Genomic DNA, 17,096 nt, shown 5'->3' with positions numbered 1-17,096 from the left:
GGTGCTCACTTCACGGTCGCCTGGATGGCGCGCTGACGCAGGTACTCCCCGGCCAGGACGGCGTCGTAAGTGGTGCCGCTGCCGATCGGGGCGGGCATCGTCTCAACGATGGCGTCGACGTTGGCGTCGCAGAACTGGATCAAGGAGATCAGCTCCTCGGCCGGCCGAGACTCCTGCGGTGGCAGGACGCGGTGGCGGGTGGAGCGCCACCGGTCGCCGGTCCAGCGGGCGAGGAGGTCGCCGATGTTGACCAGCAGGGTTCCCTCGACGAAGGGCGCGTCGAGCCACTCGCCGTCGTCGCTGAGCTGGACCTGGAAGCCGCCGTAGCCGGGCTGGCGGTCCAGGAGGGTGAAGATGCTCCAGTCGGTGTGCGCGCCGACGCGGAACTGGCCGGGCTTGGGGACGCCGGTCTCCTCCAGGGAGGGGTAGCGGTTGATGTTGAGGGTCCGGGTGCCGTTGGCGCAGCGCTCGATGAACCACTCGCGGCCGAGCCCGAGGGCCTCGCCGCACATGCGAAGCAGCTCGTCGTAGAGCCCGTACATGGCCTCCATGTAGGTGGTGGCGAGGAGCTCGAGCTCGGGCACCTCGTCGGGCCACACGTTCGGGGCGAAGGCGGTGCTGTCGAGAGTGGGGTTGCCCGTGGCGTACGGGCGGCCCATCGTCAGGCTCTCCTTCATGTCGGGGGTGGCCTTGTCAGCCTCCTCGCCGGCGAAGGAGTTCGCCTCCTTCCCGCTGGGCAGCCAGCCGCGGCCACCGACGGTGGTCTCATAGCGAGCCTTGGTCTCTCGCGGCAGGGAGAAGAAGGCCTTGGCGGCGCTGCGGAGGTCGGCCGCGAGCTGCGGGTCGACGTCGTGGTTGGCGAGCATGAGGAAGCCGGAGTCACGCAGGGCCTGGTCGACCTTCGCGGCGGCGGCGGCCTGGACGCCGGCGTCGCCGGTGCGCCAGTCGGCGAGGTCGATCAGGGGGATGACGTCGGTCAGTGTGTTCGACATGGGCTGGGTCTCTTTCCGGGTGGGCGTGGGCTGGGTTCAGGCGTTCTTGGCGGCGAGGACGCGGGAGGCCTCGCGGACGGCGGCGGTGTTGGCCTTGCCGTACTGGGAGCCGTTGAGCTTGGCGGCGATGTGGTCCTTGACCAGGATGGGCTCGTAGGCCAGTCCGCCGTCGGCGTCGAGACGGCTGGGCAGGGTGGAGATGGTGGCGTCGATGTTGCCGTCGTGGAAGAAGGCCACCGACCGGCGGCGCTGGACGGTGCCGTCGATGACCGGGGGCTTCACGCGGTGCAGGGTGGAGAGCCACTGGTCGTTGGTGAGGCGGGCGGTGAGGTCGCCGAGGTTGACCAGGAGCGCTCCCTCGATGGGCTGGACGTCGTGCCAGGTGCCGTCCTTGGCGAGGACCTGGAGGCCGGCGACCTGGTCGGCCCACAGCACAGTGACGATTCCGAAGTCGGTGTGCTCGCCCATCCCGGTCAGGTCGCCGTCCAGGGAGACGTCGGTGCCCTCGGGGAGGGCGTAGTTGTTCATCCGGAGCACGTCGACGGAGTGGTCGGTGAGGTAGTCGAAGAAGCCGGAGTCCTCGCCCAGGGCGTCGGCGAAGATGGTGGTGAGCGTGCGCGCGACGCGTGCGGCGTGGTCGTAGTAGGCCTCGACCTTGGTGCGGAACCCGTCGACGTTGGGCCAGGTGTTGACGCCGTAGTCGTCGTCGGAAAGGTCGAGGCGGTCGAACCAGCCGGCCTCGGCGCCGACGTTGAAGGCCTCGAAGAAGTCGTTCATGCGGGTCGCGGACTCGACTCCCAGGCTGAGGCTGAGCGACTCGCTCTTGGGCGGGCTGTAGCCACGGTTGCCCGGCACGACGTAGTCCTTCTTCTCCTCCAGGGGGAGGACGAAGAAGTCGTCGACCGCCTCCTTGAGGCCGGTGACGACGGAGTCGGGGACCTGGTGGCCGAGGATCTGGATGAATCCCACGGCGGCGCAGGCCTTGTCCATGGCGCGGGCGACGGCGGCACGCTCTTCGGCGGTGCCGGCGCTGGTGTAGGCCGAGATGTCCACGACGGGGACCTCGAAGGCGGGGGTGTTCATGTGCTCCTCCATTTCAGTTCGGTAGTCCCAAGTCTTGTCGGAATGTGTATTCATCAAGGGAATGTAGAGTTACGTTTCTGTGACACCGGACGTCGTCTCTTCGGCGCGTGTCTGGCTCAACTGGCTGCGTAGGTGCGACGCAGCATTTCGGCGAGGTGGTCGCCGGTCGTGATGCCCGGGCCGGGCTGCTCGTTCTCGTCGAGGACCGTAGGGACTGCGGTGACGACGTAGTCGTAGTCGAGGTCGAAGAACGTCGGCACCGAGTACCGGCGGACACCGGTGGTGTTGAGCACGCGGTGGGTGTTGGACAGGTAGAGCCCGTTGGTGAGCTTCGGGACGAGGTCACCGAGGTTGACCACGAAGGTGCCGGGGATGTGTGGGGCCCGGACCCACTCGCCATCGGCGTTGAGGACCTCCAGTCCGCCGACCTCGTCCTGGTACAACATGGTGATCAGGCCCCAGTCGGTGTGAGCGCCGGCGCCGAGCTCGTTCCCCTCGCCGACGCCGTCCTGCGGGGGGTAGTGCAGCAGGCGGGTGGTGATGACGTGGTCCTGGAAGCCTTCGTCGAAGTAGTCCTCGTCGAGCTCGAGGGACAGCGCAACCAAACGGACCAGGTGCTGCCCGAGGACCGCCATGCGGTCGCGGTAGGCCTCAAGCGTGGCACGGAGCTCTGGCATGGCCGAGGGCCAAAGGTTCGGACCGTGGTTGACCAGACCCCGCTGGACCTTGGGGTGTTCCGCCGGGAGGTCCCGTCCGATCTGGAAGCCTTCCTTATTGTCGGGCCGGGAGCCGGCGTCCGTTCCTTTGGGGTACAGCCCACGAAACGGCGGTGGCCGATCATTTGCCGCATCAGTCCCTACGGTAGATCCTGGGCTTGACGAGCAGTAATGATGAGACAGTGCCGTACTTTTGACCTGCACACTTGACGGAATCTGACATTATCGGCACTTCAAGACGGGGCCGTAGGGAACCGCTTGGCTGCGCCCGCGTGGTCAAGCCAGGCGAGTCCTGGTCATACAACCCGAATTGATTCTGCGATGGTGCGCTCGGTGGTCAGGAGTTCGAGCAGTTCGTCCTCGGTCACGACTTCGATCGGCTGTCCCTTGGCTCGCAGTTCGAGGGCTTTGCGGGCTTTGCCGGTCTGGAATTCTGCGAGGTCGTCGCCGCGGAATCCATCGCCGATCACCAACACGGTGGTCTTTCGCGTCAGGCCCTTGGCGGGTGTGGCTCCGACGTTTGCGACCGCGTCACAGGCGTCTTGCCTTGTCATGCTGCCCAGACCTCCAGTGAAGACCACAACCTGACCGTAGAGAGGATGATCGGGATCGGCGTCGATAGACGCCTCGGGAATGACTAATGGGCCGCGAGCAGCGTGACTGGGGGATCGGAGAGCGCGAGTCTGCCTGCATGGGTCCCAGCCGCCGGCAAAGAGACGACCGAGGTTCACCGTCAGCGCGGCGGTCAAGTGCGTCAGGTCTGCACACTCGTTGCGGTCGGCGAGCGCGAGGAGGATACCGGCGCACGCGCGGGCATCTGCCGCGGCGTCGTGATGGCGCTCAAGCGGTACGTCCAGGTGAGAGGCCACGATCGGCAGTCGGTAGGACACCAGGTCCAAGGCCTGCCGGGCCATGACGAGTGTGCAGCCGTAGGTCCACTCCGGCCACGGGTGTCCAGAGGTCTCGCATGCGTAGCGCACCACGCTGGTGTCGAAGGAGGCGTTGTGCGCCACGACGGTGTGCCCGTCGAGGTACTGCGAGATTTCGGGCCACAGTTCACCGAACCGGGGCTTGTGCTGGACCATCTCCGGGGTGATGCCGTGGATGGAAACATTGCGGGCAAAGAACTCGTCGTGTCCCTCGGGGGGACGGATCAGCCAGCTACGTTCGTCGGTGACGACGCCGTTGGTGACCACTGTCGCGCCAAGCGAGCAGATGCTGGCGCGGCTGGAGTTGGCAGTTTCGGTGTCGAAGGCGACGAATGTCATCTCGGAGCTCATCGGCCACCCACCGGCAGAGGCCGAGCAGTCGGACTGGAATCATCGTTGAGGTAGTACCTGAACTGTCGAGGATGACTCTTCGGCGATCCTGGGTCTCGAGGCAGTGGGTAGGCCGCGGTGAGACGAATCGATTCCAGCTTGCCCCACCCGGTGGCCAGGTCTTTGACGGTGACTCCGAGAGCGAAAGCTGCGCGCCCTTGGCCTTCCCGTGAGGCCTGGGGGTTGGGGGTCCGGGTGGTGAGCGATGCCAGGTCGGGCCAGCGTGGTTCGGTCAGGGCGCCCAGTCCTTGCCGCTCGGGCGATTCGAGAACCGTGTTGAACCGGTTCTTCAGCTCGGCGATCTCAGCCTCAACCCTGCCGATTGCGTCTTCTACGGTGAAGTACCCGGCGATCTCTGCCTGGTCCACTTCGGGCATCGGGTCGTCCGTCGTCTTGACGACGAGCCGGCCCCCAAGAAGCGTCCGGAGAAGCTCGCGGTCGTCACGTTCGACCGTCCAGCCGCCGAGCTGGCGGGGCAAGTCAGCGGCGCCGTTGACGTCGATGAGGCAGATGAAGAAACGGTCTGCCGTCAGCTCGACACATGCGACGGGCGGGAGGTAGTCCATGCGTCCCCTTGAGGTTCCGGAGGGGTGTTCACATGGGAATTTACCGCTCAGTGCATCCGCGATGGCGGGCTTCTAAATTTCTTCGAAGAAATCCTCGTCGATGCGATGCAGCACCACGGTGTGCAATTCCTGGACCCCGACGCCGTACTGGACCAGGAGGCGGGCCAGTCGAGCTCCGTCGATGAGTTCGATGCGGGCATTGATTCGCTCGGCTTCCAGTAGGGCGCCGCGGGTGAACGACGAGGTTGTGATGAAGACGCCTCGGTCGCCCTGTTTGCCCAGGAGGGCGCCGGCGAATTCGTGGATGCGTGGGCGGTCGACGGTGCGGTCGAGGGCGTAGCGCTTGGCTTGGACGTAAATGCGGTCCAGTCCGAGGGGGTCTTGACTGATGATGCCATCGACGCCGGCGTCTCCGCTGGCGCTGGTGCGCTCCACGTTGCCCGCCCGGCCGTAGCCCATCTTCTCCAGCAGGCGGATCACGAGGTCTTCAAACCCGGTGGGGGACAGGGTGAGCGCTCGGTCGAGGAGTTCGGTTTCCAGGGTGGCCTGGTTTTCCAGGACCGCGGCGTCAATGAGGTCCTGTGGGGTGGCGATCGAATCGTCCAGGTCCACCGGGGGTTGCGGTGTCTTCTTGTCGTCTCGGTTCCGGGCTCGGTCGCGGAAGGCGCGGAAGGGCTCGAACTGTTCGAGCACGGTCAGGTCGACACGGTCGGGGTGCTCTGCGAGGACACGGCGCCCCTCGACGGTGATGACCGAGTAGCCGCGCCGTGGGCGGTGAATGAGCCCTGCCTGGGCCAGATAGGAGGTGGCCCAGCCAACCCGGTTGTAGATCAGACGTGAGCGCCCCGACGGGGTCATCTGGGCCCGCTCTTCGGCGGTCAGGTTGAACTGGTCCGCCATCGCTTCTTTGAGGTCGCGCAACCGATGCTCGCCTCCGTCGGCGAGGTACTCAAGGACCGGGCGCATCAGAGTCTGATAGTCCGGGATCGTCACTGGGAGTCCTCGGCGGTGAGACTGGCGACGAGCTTGTTGGTTTCGGTGGCGACGGTGGTGACTCGGGCGATCAAGTCGACGATGTACTTAGGATCGCCGACCTCGTCGCACCAGTCGTTGGGGTCGTTGACGATCCCGGAGGGTTTGTCGGTCTTGACCTGCCACCGATCGATGACCCAGCCAAGCGCGGAGCGGGAGCCGAGCATGTAATCGTCGGCCTCGGGTGGGATGCCGGTGATCGTCACCTTCGAGTTGTAGATGATCGTGGTCGGGTCGTTGACGAGCTTGCCCGTCTCGTCATCGCGGATGCGGCCCCACTTCATCTTCGACACCCGCCATGTCTCGCGGTCCTCGGCAGGAGCGCCCTTCTTGAGCTCAACCTTCACGGGGTACGGCTCGACCTTCTGATAGTTCATATGGAGGTCGGCGAGCCACCGGCCCACGCGAGTGACCGTCTCGAACCGGTCCTGGGTCTCCGGGGTCGGGATGTGCGGCAGCATCTTCTTCAAGTCAGCGGCATAGGAGATCCGGTAGTACGGGTCATGCAACTGGCCGTAGACGTAGTAGAAGATGTCGTCCTTGCTCACCTGAGGGCCGACAGCCTCGCGGTAGCTCGCGAGGATCTCGTCGGTGATGTTGTCGACCCGGCGATACCCGTACTCATCGACTTCGGTGATGTCGGCGAAGTCGAACCCGCCATCAGTCGCATCGGACTTCTCGTATGACCACCGGGGGAAGAACTGACCGCTGCTTGACCCCCAGAGCGCGAGGTCGGGAAGGCTGTCGGTCATCAGAACGGAGAAAGGCTTGTCCGACCCTGCGCCGACAACGTAAAAGCCAATGTTGGCGTGGTGGGCGGTCGGGAAGACGTGGCGTAGAAGCCCTGGGGTACCAAGCATCGAGTCCATGTAAACAGTCTGTTTACTGAAAGGCCGGTAAATAGTTGACCGGAAACCATCTAGTTCGATGCGTAGATTCTTTCCCGATCGCACATCGTTCATGAGCGAGTAGTGCCAGTTCATCTGGGTCGGGTCGGTGTTGAGCTCGCTTTCCGAATCGCTCTCGAGACGCTTTTTGTCTTCGGCGTAAGCCGCTTCTATTCTCTCGATGTTGCGCTTTACTTTGGTTGGCGAGTAATTGACGCTCCAGGCATCTCGATTTGTCTTCATCCCGCCTGAATAGGTTCGGAAAATCTTGGTCCCTTTGTAGGACTTTTTCTTTGAACCGATTACAGGCCAGGTGGTAAAGGTATCGTCCCGTTGACCGATCCAGTCGCCGTGGCTGTTGGGTGCAACGGGAAGCCAACTTATGGTGGCCAGGTCTGAGTCGGCGATGATTCGGAGCTTGTCTTCGCGGGTGAGGTAGTCGCCGATGTCTCGGTAGAAGATCTCACAGGGGCCGGCGTGGGCCGGACTCTTGACGCCGATGAAGATGGCAACAGTGTTGCGGCTTCCTCCTCCGAAGACCTTGCCGCCTTCTTTGCGGGAGATCTCGCCAGCTGTCCGCTGGTTTCCGCGGAGGTTGAAGACGTAGATGTGGCTGTATTCGTCGGCGAGGCTTAGGCGGATGCCGTCGGCGGTGTTGCCGTCGATCCAGCCGCCGTTGGAAACGAACGCGACGACGCCAGTGTCTCCGATGCGGTCGGTGGCCCAGCGGAAGGCTCGCAGGTAGGAGTCGTAGAGGCTGTTCTTTAGCTGTGCGGTGGAGCGGGCCGCGTAGGTTTCGGCGATGCGCGCATCCAGGTGCGGGTACTTGACGTTGGCGTTGAGGTCGTTCGCCGACCCTTGGCCGACGGAGTACGGGGGGTTGCCGATGATGACGTTGATCGGGGTCGCTAGCTGGCGGGTGATGCGGTCGTTGTTGGCGGGGAAAACCTTGAGGTCGAGCTCATCGCCGTGTTCGTGAATCTGGAAAGTGTCAGCGAGCACGATGCCGGGGAACGGCTCGTAGTCGGCGGTGTCGGTGTGGCCGGCGATGGCGTGGTAGGTGGTCTCGATGTTGACCGCGGCGATGTAGTACGCGAGCAGCATGATCTCGTTCGCGTGGATCTCTGATGCGTACTTACGGGCTAGATCCGCCGGTTGGATCAGTCCGGACTGGAGCAGGCGGGTGATGAAGGTGCCGGTGCCGGTGAACCCGTCGAGGATGTGCACGTCTCCATCGGTCAGGCCTCGGCCGAAGGAGTCGCGCAGGGCTTGGTCGGTGGCGCGGAGGATGAAGTCCACGACCTCTACTGGTGTGTAGACAATGCCGAGGGCGTCGGCTTGTTTGGCGAATCCGAGCTTGAAGAACTTCTCGTACAACTCGGCGATGACCTGTTGTTTGCCTTCGGCGGAGGTGACCTCGGAGGCGCGGACGCGGACGGAATCGTAGAAGGAGTCGAGTTTCGCGGTCTCGGCGTCGAGGTTGGCACCAGAGAGTTGGTCGACCATGGTCTGCATGACCTTGGACACCGGGTTCTGAGCGGCGAAGTCATGGCCCTCAAACAGGGCGTCGAAGACGGGCTTGGTGATCAAGTGCTGGGAGAGCATGCTGACCGCGTCCTCGCGGCTGATCGACTCGTTCAGGTTTGCCCGCAGTCCGTCGACGAAGTCGTCGAACCCCTGCGCCAGTTCGGGACTCGCAGCGGCAAGGGTCGCGTTGATGCGGGTGATCTGCGCGGCGGCAATGTCGGCGACATCGGCAGCCCAGTCCTCCCAGTAGGTGCGGGTGCCGACCTTGTCGACGATCTTGGTGTAGATCGCCTCAGTCCACTCAGACAGAGAGAACAGCGCCATCTGCTTGGTCTGCTCAGCATCGACCGAGCCGTCAGAGCCTGCATCGGACCCGGTGCCACCACTGCTGGTGGAATCCTCCGCGGGACCGACGTGACCGCCGAGGAGCTGGTCGACGCCCTGGCCGGTCTTGTCCCGGGTCTTGGAGTTCAGGGCGATGGAGTTGACCATCGCGTTGAACCGATCGTCATGCGCCCGCAGGGCGTTGAGAACCTGCCACACGGTCTTGAACCGCCGGTTGTCATTCAGTGCCTCCGACGGCTTGACGCCCTCGGGCACGGCGACGGGCAGGATGATGTAGCCGTAGTCCTTGCCTGGTGATTTGCGCATCACGCGACCGACAGACTGCACCACGTCGACCACGGAGTTGCGGGGATGCAGGAACAGCACCGCGTCCAGGGCGGGTACGTCCACGCCCTCGGACAGGCAGCGGGCGTTGGTCAGGATGCGGCACTCATTGGCATCTGGTTCGGCCTTGAGCCAGGTCAACTCCTCGTTGCGCTTGAGGGCGTTGAAGGTGCCGTCGACGTGGTGCACCGAGCAGTTCAGGGACCGATTGGTGTCCGCGACGTCCACGCCGTCGACCTCGGCGTCGCGCAGCAGGTCTTGGTAGGACTCCACGACCCGGGGAAGCATCTCGGCGACCTGCTTGGAGGACTTGATGTCGCGGGCAAAGGCGACGGCTCGGCGCATCGGCGGCTCACCGGGGGCGAAGCCCTCACCTGTCGGGGAAGTGCCGGCCCGTTTGGCCAGTCCGTTCCAGCAGCCCACCAGTTTGGATGCATCATCGAGCTTAAGCTCGCCGGCATCGGCCAGATCTGATTGAAGCCGGCTGGCCATGACCGATTCGTCCACAGTCAGGACCAGGACCTTGTAGTCAGTGAGCAGTCCGCGGTCGACGGCCTCGCCGAACGAGAGCCGATGAAACTCGGGACCGTACGTCTCGAGGTCATCCATGGAGGCGATCTCCGCGGAGTGCTCCTCTGCCTTGTCCTTGGTCTCGTCGTTGAACAGGCGCGGGGTGGCGGTCATGTACAGTCGCCGGCTGGCCTTGAGGAAGTCCGGGTCGTGCACTGCCACGAAGTTCGACGCATCCTCGCCTACGAGGGTGATGCCGGTCGTGCGGTGGGCTTCGTCGCAGATCACCAGATCGAACGGGTCCACACCAAGGCTTTGGGCCTTCGAGACCGTGGGCAGTGATTGGTAGGTGGTAAAGACCACCGTCATCCCCGCTGCCCGCTTGCGGTGACTCATCTTCTCCGCGAGCTGTTCCGGGTTCGTGGTGACTGGAATGGCGACGTCAGAGGTGTCGTAGTCCTCCGCTGCAAGGGAGACCTTGGTGTCCGAGCAGACTGCGAACGCTCGAATATCCAGCTCGGCACGGGCAGTCCACTCCCGCAGAGTCTGTGACAACAGGGCGATTGAGGGGACCGCGAACAGGATTCGGGCGCGCCCGCCGTTGTCGAGGGCGGTCTGCTCGGCGATCTTCAGCGACGTGAAGGTCTTACCAGTGCCGCAGGCCATGATGAGCTTGCCCCGTTCGTTGCCCTCGGCAAACCCGCGGAACACCGCATCCAGTGCTTCCTGCTGGTGGGGGCGCAGGGTGTAGGGGGCTGACGGGGCCAGGTCCACCTGAAGCTCGCCTTGGGGCCAGGCGATGTCCCAATCGATCGCCGACTCGGCGAGATCCTCGAGCGAGATCCGCTGGACCGGGATGGTCTGACCATCGAGGGCGTCCTCGGCGTGCTTGCCCCACCTGTTGGTCGTGGAGATGATGACCCGGTTGGTGAACGGGGCCTTGCCCGAAGCAGTGAAAAACGAGTCCAGATCGACCTTCTGCAGATAATGCTCGGGCTCGTAGAACTTGCACTGGACGGCCGTGTACTCACCGGTGTCGCGTTCCCGGGCGACCAGGTCGATCCCGGTGTCGGGCTTGCCGTCCCGGCCTGGCCAGTCGATCCACCGCCACACCTTGTCGTACTGCTGCGACAACATCGGATCGAGCTCGAAGTAGCGCACCATGAGCTGCTCGAACTTCGTTCCCCGCTCCACATTCGTCGGAGCCTGACGAAACGCCTCGATCACCTCATGCACAGATGCCATGTGGACAGTCTTACAAGACGATGTTCACTGGTATCCGTCGGATGGGACTCTTGAAGAACTGGATCTCCGCTCAGCCATCTATCCAGCTCAACTCTGCTTCGAGGCCGAGCTGGGCAGGGGGATCGTTTGTAGTCGGGCTCTGACGTACTCGGCGAAGTGGGGCGCCTGGGCCTGCCTGAGCTTGTCGGGCAGGGAGAAGCTGTGGCCTTTGCTTGTCCAGTGAATGAGCTGGGCGGTGATGACGGCGTCGACGACCTGGGGGGCACTGTCGGCGACGAGGGTGAGGAACTCGTCAGCGGTGTGCACCTCGTAGGGGCATTCGTCAGGGTCGGGGTACAGGCCAGTGAAACCTGTGCGGTCGTTCGAGACGATGATGGCGATGCCTTCATGGATGGCGGCGCTGTGGACGTGCGCGTCGTACTCGTCCGGGTAGGTGACCGACTCGTCGATAGGGAAACCGCTAATGCGGTTCTCGCCCATGGAGGCCATCAATCGATCCCGGAGCGCTTCGATCTGCTTGGACGAGGCTCGGGGGAATCGTTTTCGGCGGTGGTACACCGCTTCGGCGAGGATGTCCTCGGTCCAGTGAAAGGTCCATGAGCCGATGGTTTCAGTAGCGATGAGGCCGAACCAGGTGTGAAGTGTGGCGGAGCACCAGATGTTCGCGTCGGGAAGAACAGAGTGTGGTCGCACGATCGCCATGGCCGCCACCCTATAAGTGCCCAGCGACACCGAGGGTGCCCCCAGGGTGTCGCTGGGCAGGGGTCAGGGATTGTCGTTGGCGAGCTCGTCTTCCAGGTCCATGACGTCGAAGACGGCCTGCTGGCGTTCCCGGCGTAGCTCATCCTTCAATTCCAGAACGTCGGCGCTACGCAGTCGATGGTGCGAGCCCACTTTGTGGGCGGGGATGCGTCCTTCGCGGACGAGTTTCATCAGCGTCGGTCGCGAAAGACCCAGCAGGCCGGCGGCGGCGGTGGTGGTGAGGTTCTCGGGCATGGCCGCGATCGAGACCGGGCGGCCCTCTGCCATCGCTTCGAGCACCAACTCCAACACTCTGGCCACCTCGACAGGAAGTTCGGCGTCCTGACCGGTTCCAATCTGGACGGGCTGCCCACCGAGTGATTGCACAAAGTCGCGAGCGGCGGACTGTTCGTCCGCAGAGAGCAAGACCTCGTTGGTGGCTGCAATCGTGATCGTCATGGCGTTTCTCCTCGACGACTCTGAGTCGTGTGCCGGATGTGTGCTCCACGGTACGCCGTTGCACTTATAAGTGCAATATTGCGCGTGGGGGGCGAAAATTGCGGGCAGCTGTAACTAGGCAACGAGCCCTCGGCTATATGGCTGAGGGCTTGTCTAGGGGGCCGGCGCGCGGTTCGACCCCTGACTGTTCGATTGCGTCGTCTACTTGTCGAGGACGGCATCCGCGATCTGCTCGGCTATCTCGCTGATGCTCACTTCAGCCGTGTTCAGAGCCAGTTTGTCGGCCAATGAGGCGCTGTAACCGCGCACGTCATCGGGGTTGACCTCGTGCCAAATCGGAAGCATCGTCTGTTCGCCGGCCACCGTGCGTGAGATCAGTCCGTCTAACTCGTGGTTTGTCCATCCCTTGGCGAAGAACGCCGGAGACAGTACAACCACGCTGAAGCGGCTCGACCTGATTCCCTCGTCAATTTTCCGGCGCAGGCTCTGGCCGAGTTTGATCTCGGTCTTGTCGAGCCATACCTGCACGCCGCGGGCTTCGAGAGCATCATGAAGTGGTACGGCGACTGAATCTTTGTCTTCTGAGGCGTGCGATAGAAACACATCCCAGGTCCGACCGTCGAGGGCGTCGCCGACGGGCGCGACAGGCTCTCGGAGCTGGACATCCCGGGCCGGATTTGACGATTCCCGCAGGGTGGGCAGGTTGCCTCGCGGAGGTGGCATCACCTGGACGCCGACCCGTACCTTCCCTGCGCGACCGCCGAGGTCGATCACCACGAACCAATGGCCCGCCCGGGGAATCGCGAGTCTAACCGGCGACTTCTTGGCGAGGCCTCCGGAGTATCGGTACTGCCGGCCCGCTTTGTACGAGCGGTAGTCCGAGGCGGTCATGAGCTGGACGTTGGCCTGCTTGTCTAACTTGACGACCGCGGTTGCGCCCTTTTCCTGCCGACCTAGGTCGTAAAACTGGTGCTGCATCGTCCGCCCTTACCGCTTGTCCCGCGGAGGGAACGGGTCGTTGCCCGGCGCCACGGTATCCGAGTTCCGGATCCTCCCGTCGCGACCATGCGTACGAACTTCCCCGCCGCCCGCATTCTTCACGATCTCCTTAGCCCGGCTGATCGCCTCGGCCTGAGTCTTAGAGTGCCCACTCGCCCTGCTTGCACCGGGCTTCTTGATGTCCCAGCCCCCGCTCGCGCCCGGGACCACATGTCGTCGGTTGTCGCTACCCATTTCCGCCTCCCCGGCATCTGGACGATCTTCACTGGGGACACTAGCGGCGACATACGACAGCGGGGACATCGCGAAGAGCTCTGCGCTGGGGAATTGGCCGAGTCGCGATGCGGTGTTGGTATCGCCTCTACGAAGCGACACCGTCAGTGAGGGGCCACCGTCGGCAGGAGCGTACTTACCACGATGTCTAGGAGCCGCTGGGCATGCGCCTCCCCGTACAGGCCCACCCACCAGGCGACGTAGGTGGGAGCGAGCAAACACATGAATATGAGCAACAGCTTGAGGGGCCTTCTCCAGCGGGCCGGCATCATCATCCGCGCGAATTCCACAAAATCGATCCACTTCATAGACCGGATACTGACAAACCAGTCCGACACGACTGGGTCCTTCGCTGCTGGGACCAGCTACGCAGCGACCGAAAGCATATTTGCGACGTATCCAGCGAAGATGCCTCCGACCAGCAAGCCGACGCCGAGCCACGCGAACTTACGGTCGCCGGGGAACTGCCCTTCGAGGAACTTCCGCAGCGCCGCCCGTTCGGCCGCGGCGCCGGGGCCCAGCTGCTCCACTATTCCCTCACGCGCCTCCGCTGAGATAGTTGGAAGCGAGATTCGACCACCGCCGATCCCTGACACCGAGGTCGGGATCTTTCGCAGAGACTCTCGGTGCTCTTGCTTGGCAGTCTCGGCGGCCTTCAGGCCGTCGCGAAGTGCATGAACGTTACGCAGTGTCGTCACAGTCTCGCGTACGACCAGGTAGCCGCCGACGACTTGCGCGAAGAACGCCAGGCTGTGGAGTACGTAGAGCGTGATCGGCATGGGCTAACCCTAGAAGTCGACTCCGACACGACTGTCGAAAGAACGAGGCGTCCCCTGTCCCTCTGGGGTACACCCGTGCGGGACGATTAAGAGCCCGCCGTTCCCGCTGTGTCGCAGGGCGGTTATTGCGGTCTATGACACAGCGTCCCATTGGGTCTAGAGTGTATTGATACACAGGTTCGGTGGAGGGACTTTTCGATGGCTGATCGGATCGGGACGTTGCTCAACCGGTTGGATGACGGTGGCGAAGAGGTGCTCATCGTCAGCCGCGGGAAGGTCCAGACTCGATTCCGTCGCCGGGACGAGCTGGATTGGAGTCTGCGAGTGGAGACAACAGACTCCGAGAACGTTATCGAGGGGGAGGGGAAGCCGGCACGCCGATCCTCACGGCCACGCGGGCAGCGGGTGGCGTACGTGCGGGTGTCTGCTGCCGACCAGAACGAAGCGCGCCAGCTCGACGCGGTGGGGGAGTGCGACCGGGTCTACGTAGAAAAGGAGTCCGGGCGCTCGCGTGCCGACCGCGCGAAGCTCGCCGAGTGCATCGGGTACCTCCGAGACGGTGACGAGCTTGTTGTCGCTTCGATGGACCGACTCGCGCGATCCCTGGTCGACCTCAAGCAGATCGTCAACGAGATCACTGTCAAAGGCGCAAGCGTGGAGTTCGTCCACGAACGGGCCACCTACGCCGCCGGCGCCCAGGATCCTCGAGCGGACCTCATGCTTTCTCTGCTTGGGGCGTTCGCCGAGTTCGAGCGGGCGATCATCCGTGAACGCCAGGCCGAAGGTATCGCCATTGCCAAGGCGAGAGGCAAGTACAAGGGTCGCAAACGCGTCTTGACCGCCGAGCAGGTCGACAAGGCTCGCGACCGTATTGCGGCAGGGGAGGGGCCGTCGGCAATCGCCCAAGATCTCGGAGTTGGCCGTTCCACGCTCTACCGCGCACTCCGGAGGGAGAAATAGACGGGGCGGTACCTCACCTTAGCCCCGATACGTACAATGGATCTGGGAGAGACCGAAATCCCCAGATCAATGCAGCAGGCAAGATCTAGAGTTCGTCAGCTTCGATGACGGTGCGGTTGAAGGTGGGCCGGTCGACGATCGCAGCACATATTCGGGCGTTATGAAAGTATTTGATCGGCCGCAGAATGGCTGATTAGGATAGCTACTTAGCATTCGGCGAGAAGTCGAAAGAGCAGTGCAGCGCCACGGCGGTTGAGTTCCATGTATCAGAGCTCGTCGATAGCGAGTACGTCAATGCGACGCTCGTCACACAAGCAGAATGCAAGAAGCCCGAGTTGAAACGATCACTAAGGTGAAGCATGAAGAAGTGGTTACTCTTGGCCGGGGCCATCATCACCGAAGTGATGGCAACACTGTCCCTGCGCGCGATGGTCGACCAGCCTGAGTGGATCGTATTGGTCGTGGTCGGGTATCTGTGTGCGTTTGGCCTGTTAGGCCTAACTCTCCGCACAGGAGTGTCGGTCGGTGTCGCCTACGGCATCTGGGGTGCTTCCGGCGTGGCGCTGGTGGCGCTGTGCGGTGCGGTGCTGTTCGGGGAGGCGCTGACCCTTGGGCAGATCGTCGGCATCGGCATAGTCATTATCGGTGTGGTCGTGGTCGAGCTTGGTTCCCATGACGACTCCTCCGAGCTGAAGGAGGTCATCGCATGAGCTGGGTCTGGCTCATCTTGGCCATCCTGTTGGAAGTTGTTGGCACGCTCAGCTTGCGTGCCTCCGATGGATTGCGTAAACGGCTTTGGCTGATCCCGGTAATCGTCAGCTATTCAATCGCTTTCAGTTTCCTCGGACTCTCGCTCAGTGCCGGGATGGCTGTCGGCGTCGCCTACGGCATATGGATCTCAGTAGGGATCATCCTTGTCGCCGTCCTCGCCCGCTTAATCTGGAAAGAACCCCTCACGAAACGCATGCTACTCGGCATGGGCATCATCATCGCTGGCGTTCTATCCATTGAACTCGCTAGCACCCACTGACCCCATTTTACCTGGACTGTTGGGGTGCACTGCTACTTCCGCCAAAACGTCCGGAATGGCCTCATTGACGGCGCAATAGATTTCACGCACCATAGCCCGTTAAGCGTTGGAGGCCTTCCGGGAAGTCGCCCCTGTTCCATTGGGATTCCCAAGGCTAACCCTCCAACCGGAAGGGTCACTATAGTTCAGGATAAATGTACTCTGCTTTGTGGACTCGAGTTTCAGTAAGGACCTCTATCTCGATGATGCCGTCCAGCGGGGATATTTTGCCTGCGATTAATCCCTGGAGTGAATGGGTAGACTCGCAGATCACCTGAACTTGCAAGTTTGCTCGCCCGAGGCACGTAGAAACATACATAACTTCGGGCCAGGAGCATATTTCGGATATTGTGTCCTCTTGGGCGTCCGGCCTTACTTTCAATAGAATAGTCGCCAGCAAGTCGGCGCCGAGGACACGCGGATCGACAAAACCAAGGATCCTTAACGACCGGCTCTCCCGCATTCTCTTTACCCTGGACCGGATAGTTGCTTCTGGTATTTCGAGATGCCTGCCGATATCCCGAAACGAACGACGTCCGTCAATCTGCAACTCGTGCACTATTTTGCGGTCTAGATCGTCGAACTGGATCGCACTTGACCCTATGTCTGGTCGCTTCCCGCTGTCGCTATCACCCATGCTCGCAATCATGGCATGCTAACGGCGGCCTTCACTGACGGGCGCGTGGAGCTGCCGGTCGTCTCGGGAGGTCGGGGTGCCCTGAGGCTGATGGAGCTATCGATTGCCCAGAAAGATCATTGGACTCGAGTGGGACCGTTCTGGTGCCCGAGGCCGCCGCCGTTCCCGACGCCTCCCATCTGGTCAACCTGGCCCCCGGGGGTCGAAGACGTGCGCCGCGTCCGACAACAACAGATCAGAGGCCATCGGATCAAGAGGGGACCCCGGCCCCGGGGCACGCACCATCATCCGCTGCGGCGTCGGGATCGTCCGTTCGACCGAGCGACAGGAGAATCGCTTCGCAGCCCCCTGCCGCCGGCGCCCGCCACGAGGAGCTGACCGTTGCCCGGCAGGTCGCCCCACGCTCTGCTGCGGCAGACAAGACCGCAGACGCAGGGTAGGGCTCCGTGGAGCCGAGTTCGCGTGCGTGCCTGATGCCTTCCGTGTTCGATTCCGAAGATCGCTCGGCTCGGCCGCACACACGTCAAGTGGAAAGGACGCTTTCCTCACCCACTGGACCACCGACCGTTTCAGCAGCGGCGCAGCCGAATCAATCGATCGCCTCATCAAGCTCTAGCGGAGCCTCTCCCACGG

The 17,096-nt window shown here is 63.0% G+C and carries 16 protein-coding genes; 3 read left to right on the top strand and 13 right to left on the bottom strand.

Annotation, left to right across the window (positions count from 1 at the left end):
- Positions 1-5 precede the first annotated feature (5 nt).
- From H483_RS24320 to H483_RS24275, 12 genes are all read right to left on the bottom strand, one after another.
- Positions 6-992 (bottom strand): isopenicillin N synthase family oxygenase, encoded by a 987-nt coding sequence (locus tag H483_RS24320; RefSeq protein ID WP_017835881.1) that lies wholly within the window; start codon positions 990-992, stop codon positions 6-8.
- 36 nt (positions 993-1,028) lie between these two features.
- On the bottom strand, positions 1,029-2,075 hold the full coding sequence (locus H483_RS24315; protein WP_017835880.1) for an isopenicillin N synthase family oxygenase: 1,047 nt from the start codon (positions 2,073-2,075) through the stop codon (positions 1,029-1,031).
- A gap of 116 nt (positions 2,076-2,191) precedes the next feature.
- Complete coding sequence (locus H483_RS0119150; protein WP_017835879.1) at positions 2,192-2,752, bottom strand: isopenicillin N synthase family oxygenase; 561 nt, start codon at positions 2,750-2,752, stop codon at positions 2,192-2,194.
- A gap of 335 nt (positions 2,753-3,087) precedes the next feature.
- A complete protein-coding gene (locus H483_RS0119145; RefSeq protein WP_031264575.1) occupies positions 3,088-4,059 on the bottom strand; it encodes an exonuclease domain-containing protein in 972 nt (323 codons plus the stop codon).
- An 8-nt stretch (positions 4,060-4,067) separates the two neighbouring features.
- Complete coding sequence (locus H483_RS24310; RefSeq protein ID WP_017835877.1) at positions 4,068-4,676, bottom strand: hypothetical protein; 609 nt, start codon at positions 4,674-4,676, stop codon at positions 4,068-4,070.
- Positions 4,677-4,748: 72 nt separating this feature from the next.
- Positions 4,749-5,669 carry a restriction endonuclease gene (locus H483_RS24305; protein ID WP_017835876.1) on the bottom strand — a complete coding sequence of 307 codons (921 nt, stop codon included), beginning with the start codon at positions 5,667-5,669 and terminating at the stop codon, positions 4,749-4,751.
- Positions 5,666-10,546 carry a DEAD/DEAH box helicase gene (locus H483_RS24300; RefSeq protein ID WP_031264574.1) on the bottom strand — a complete coding sequence of 1,627 codons (4,881 nt, stop codon included), beginning with the start codon at positions 10,544-10,546 and terminating at the stop codon, positions 5,666-5,668. The genes H483_RS24305 and H483_RS24300 overlap by 4 nt, the downstream gene beginning before the upstream one ends.
- 87 nt (positions 10,547-10,633) lie before the next feature.
- Positions 10,634-11,248: a PIN domain-containing protein gene (locus tag H483_RS24295; RefSeq protein ID WP_017835874.1), complete on the bottom strand. Its 615-nt coding sequence runs from the start codon at positions 11,246-11,248 to the stop codon at positions 10,634-10,636.
- Between the two features lie 63 nt (positions 11,249-11,311).
- Positions 11,312-11,746: a helix-turn-helix domain-containing protein gene (locus H483_RS24290; protein WP_017835873.1), complete on the bottom strand. Its 435-nt coding sequence runs from the start codon at positions 11,744-11,746 to the stop codon at positions 11,312-11,314.
- Between the two features lie 201 nt (positions 11,747-11,947).
- A complete protein-coding gene (locus H483_RS24285) occupies positions 11,948-12,724 on the bottom strand; it encodes a DUF1883 domain-containing protein (protein WP_017835872.1) in 777 nt (258 codons plus the stop codon).
- Between the two features lie 9 nt (positions 12,725-12,733).
- On the bottom strand, positions 12,734-12,979 hold the full coding sequence (locus H483_RS38445) for a DUF2188 domain-containing protein (RefSeq protein ID WP_081615104.1): 246 nt from the start codon (positions 12,977-12,979) through the stop codon (positions 12,734-12,736).
- Between the two features lie 404 nt (positions 12,980-13,383).
- Positions 13,384-13,797: a hypothetical protein gene (locus tag H483_RS24275; RefSeq protein WP_017835870.1), complete on the bottom strand. Its 414-nt coding sequence runs from the start codon at positions 13,795-13,797 to the stop codon at positions 13,384-13,386.
- Positions 13,798-13,995: 198 nt separating this feature from the next.
- Between H483_RS24275 and H483_RS0119140 the strand changes: the two genes are divergently transcribed.
- From H483_RS0119140 to H483_RS24265, 3 genes are all read left to right on the top strand, one after another.
- The gene (locus tag H483_RS0119140; protein WP_017835869.1) at positions 13,996-14,757 is read left to right on the top strand and encodes a recombinase family protein; all 762 of its coding nucleotides are present in this window, start codon (positions 13,996-13,998) and stop codon (positions 14,755-14,757) included.
- Between the two features lie 359 nt (positions 14,758-15,116).
- Positions 15,117-15,467: a multidrug efflux SMR transporter gene (locus tag H483_RS24270; RefSeq protein ID WP_017835868.1), complete on the top strand. Its 351-nt coding sequence runs from the start codon at positions 15,117-15,119 to the stop codon at positions 15,465-15,467.
- A complete protein-coding gene (locus H483_RS24265; RefSeq protein ID WP_017835867.1) occupies positions 15,464-15,787 on the top strand; it encodes a multidrug efflux SMR transporter in 324 nt (107 codons plus the stop codon). Before H483_RS24270 ends, H483_RS24265 begins: the two co-directional genes overlap by 4 nt.
- A 178-nt stretch (positions 15,788-15,965) precedes the next feature.
- On the opposite strand, the gene H483_RS38440 is transcribed toward H483_RS24265, so the two are convergent.
- Positions 15,966-16,463 (bottom strand): Lrp/AsnC family transcriptional regulator, encoded by a 498-nt coding sequence (locus H483_RS38440; protein WP_193746846.1) that lies wholly within the window; start codon positions 16,461-16,463, stop codon positions 15,966-15,968.
- Between the last annotated feature and the right edge of the window lie 633 nt (positions 16,464-17,096).

Source organism: Dietzia sp. UCD-THP, from assembly GCF_000349585.1.
Taxonomy (GTDB): Bacteria; Actinomycetota; Actinomycetes; order Mycobacteriales; family Mycobacteriaceae; genus Dietzia; species Dietzia natronolimnaea_A.
This window is presented reverse-complemented; position numbering and strand designations above follow the sequence as displayed.

Bases quoted from the DNA above. Each gene is read 5' to 3' on its own strand.
- H483_RS0119140 (WP_017835869.1), top strand. From the start codon at position 13,996: ATGGCTGATCGGATCGGGACGTTGCTCAACCGGTTGGATGACGGTGGC.
- H483_RS38445 (WP_081615104.1), bottom strand. From the start codon at position 12,979: ATGGGTAGCGACAACCGACGACATGTGGTCCCGGGCGCGAGCGGGGGC.
- H483_RS24315 (WP_017835880.1), bottom strand. From the start codon at position 2,075: ATGAACACCCCCGCCTTCGAGGTCCCCGTCGTGGACATCTCGGCCTAC.
- H483_RS24275 (WP_017835870.1), bottom strand. From the start codon at position 13,797: ATGCCGATCACGCTCTACGTACTCCACAGCCTGGCGTTCTTCGCGCAA.
- H483_RS0119150 (WP_017835879.1), bottom strand. From the start codon at position 2,752: ATGCCAGAGCTCCGTGCCACGCTTGAGGCCTACCGCGACCGCATGGCG.
- H483_RS24310 (WP_017835877.1), bottom strand. From the start codon at position 4,676: ATGGACTACCTCCCGCCCGTCGCATGTGTCGAGCTGACGGCAGACCGT.
- H483_RS38440 (WP_193746846.1), bottom strand. From the start codon at position 16,463: ATGGGTGATAGCGACAGCGGGAAGCGACCAGACATAGGGTCAAGTGCG.
- H483_RS24295 (WP_017835874.1), bottom strand. From the start codon at position 11,248: ATGGCGATCGTGCGACCACACTCTGTTCTTCCCGACGCGAACATCTGG.
- H483_RS24270 (WP_017835868.1), top strand. From the start codon at position 15,117: ATGAAGAAGTGGTTACTCTTGGCCGGGGCCATCATCACCGAAGTGATG.
- H483_RS24300 (WP_031264574.1), bottom strand. From the start codon at position 10,546: ATGGCATCTGTGCATGAGGTGATCGAGGCGTTTCGTCAGGCTCCGACG.
- H483_RS24290 (WP_017835873.1), bottom strand. From the start codon at position 11,746: ATGACGATCACGATTGCAGCCACCAACGAGGTCTTGCTCTCTGCGGAC.
- H483_RS24285 (WP_017835872.1), bottom strand. From the start codon at position 12,724: ATGCAGCACCAGTTTTACGACCTAGGTCGGCAGGAAAAGGGCGCAACC.
- H483_RS0119145 (WP_031264575.1), bottom strand. From the start codon at position 4,059: ATGACATTCGTCGCCTTCGACACCGAAACTGCCAACTCCAGCCGCGCC.
- H483_RS24320 (WP_017835881.1), bottom strand. From the start codon at position 992: ATGTCGAACACACTGACCGACGTCATCCCCCTGATCGACCTCGCCGAC.
- H483_RS24265 (WP_017835867.1), top strand. From the start codon at position 15,464: ATGAGCTGGGTCTGGCTCATCTTGGCCATCCTGTTGGAAGTTGTTGGC.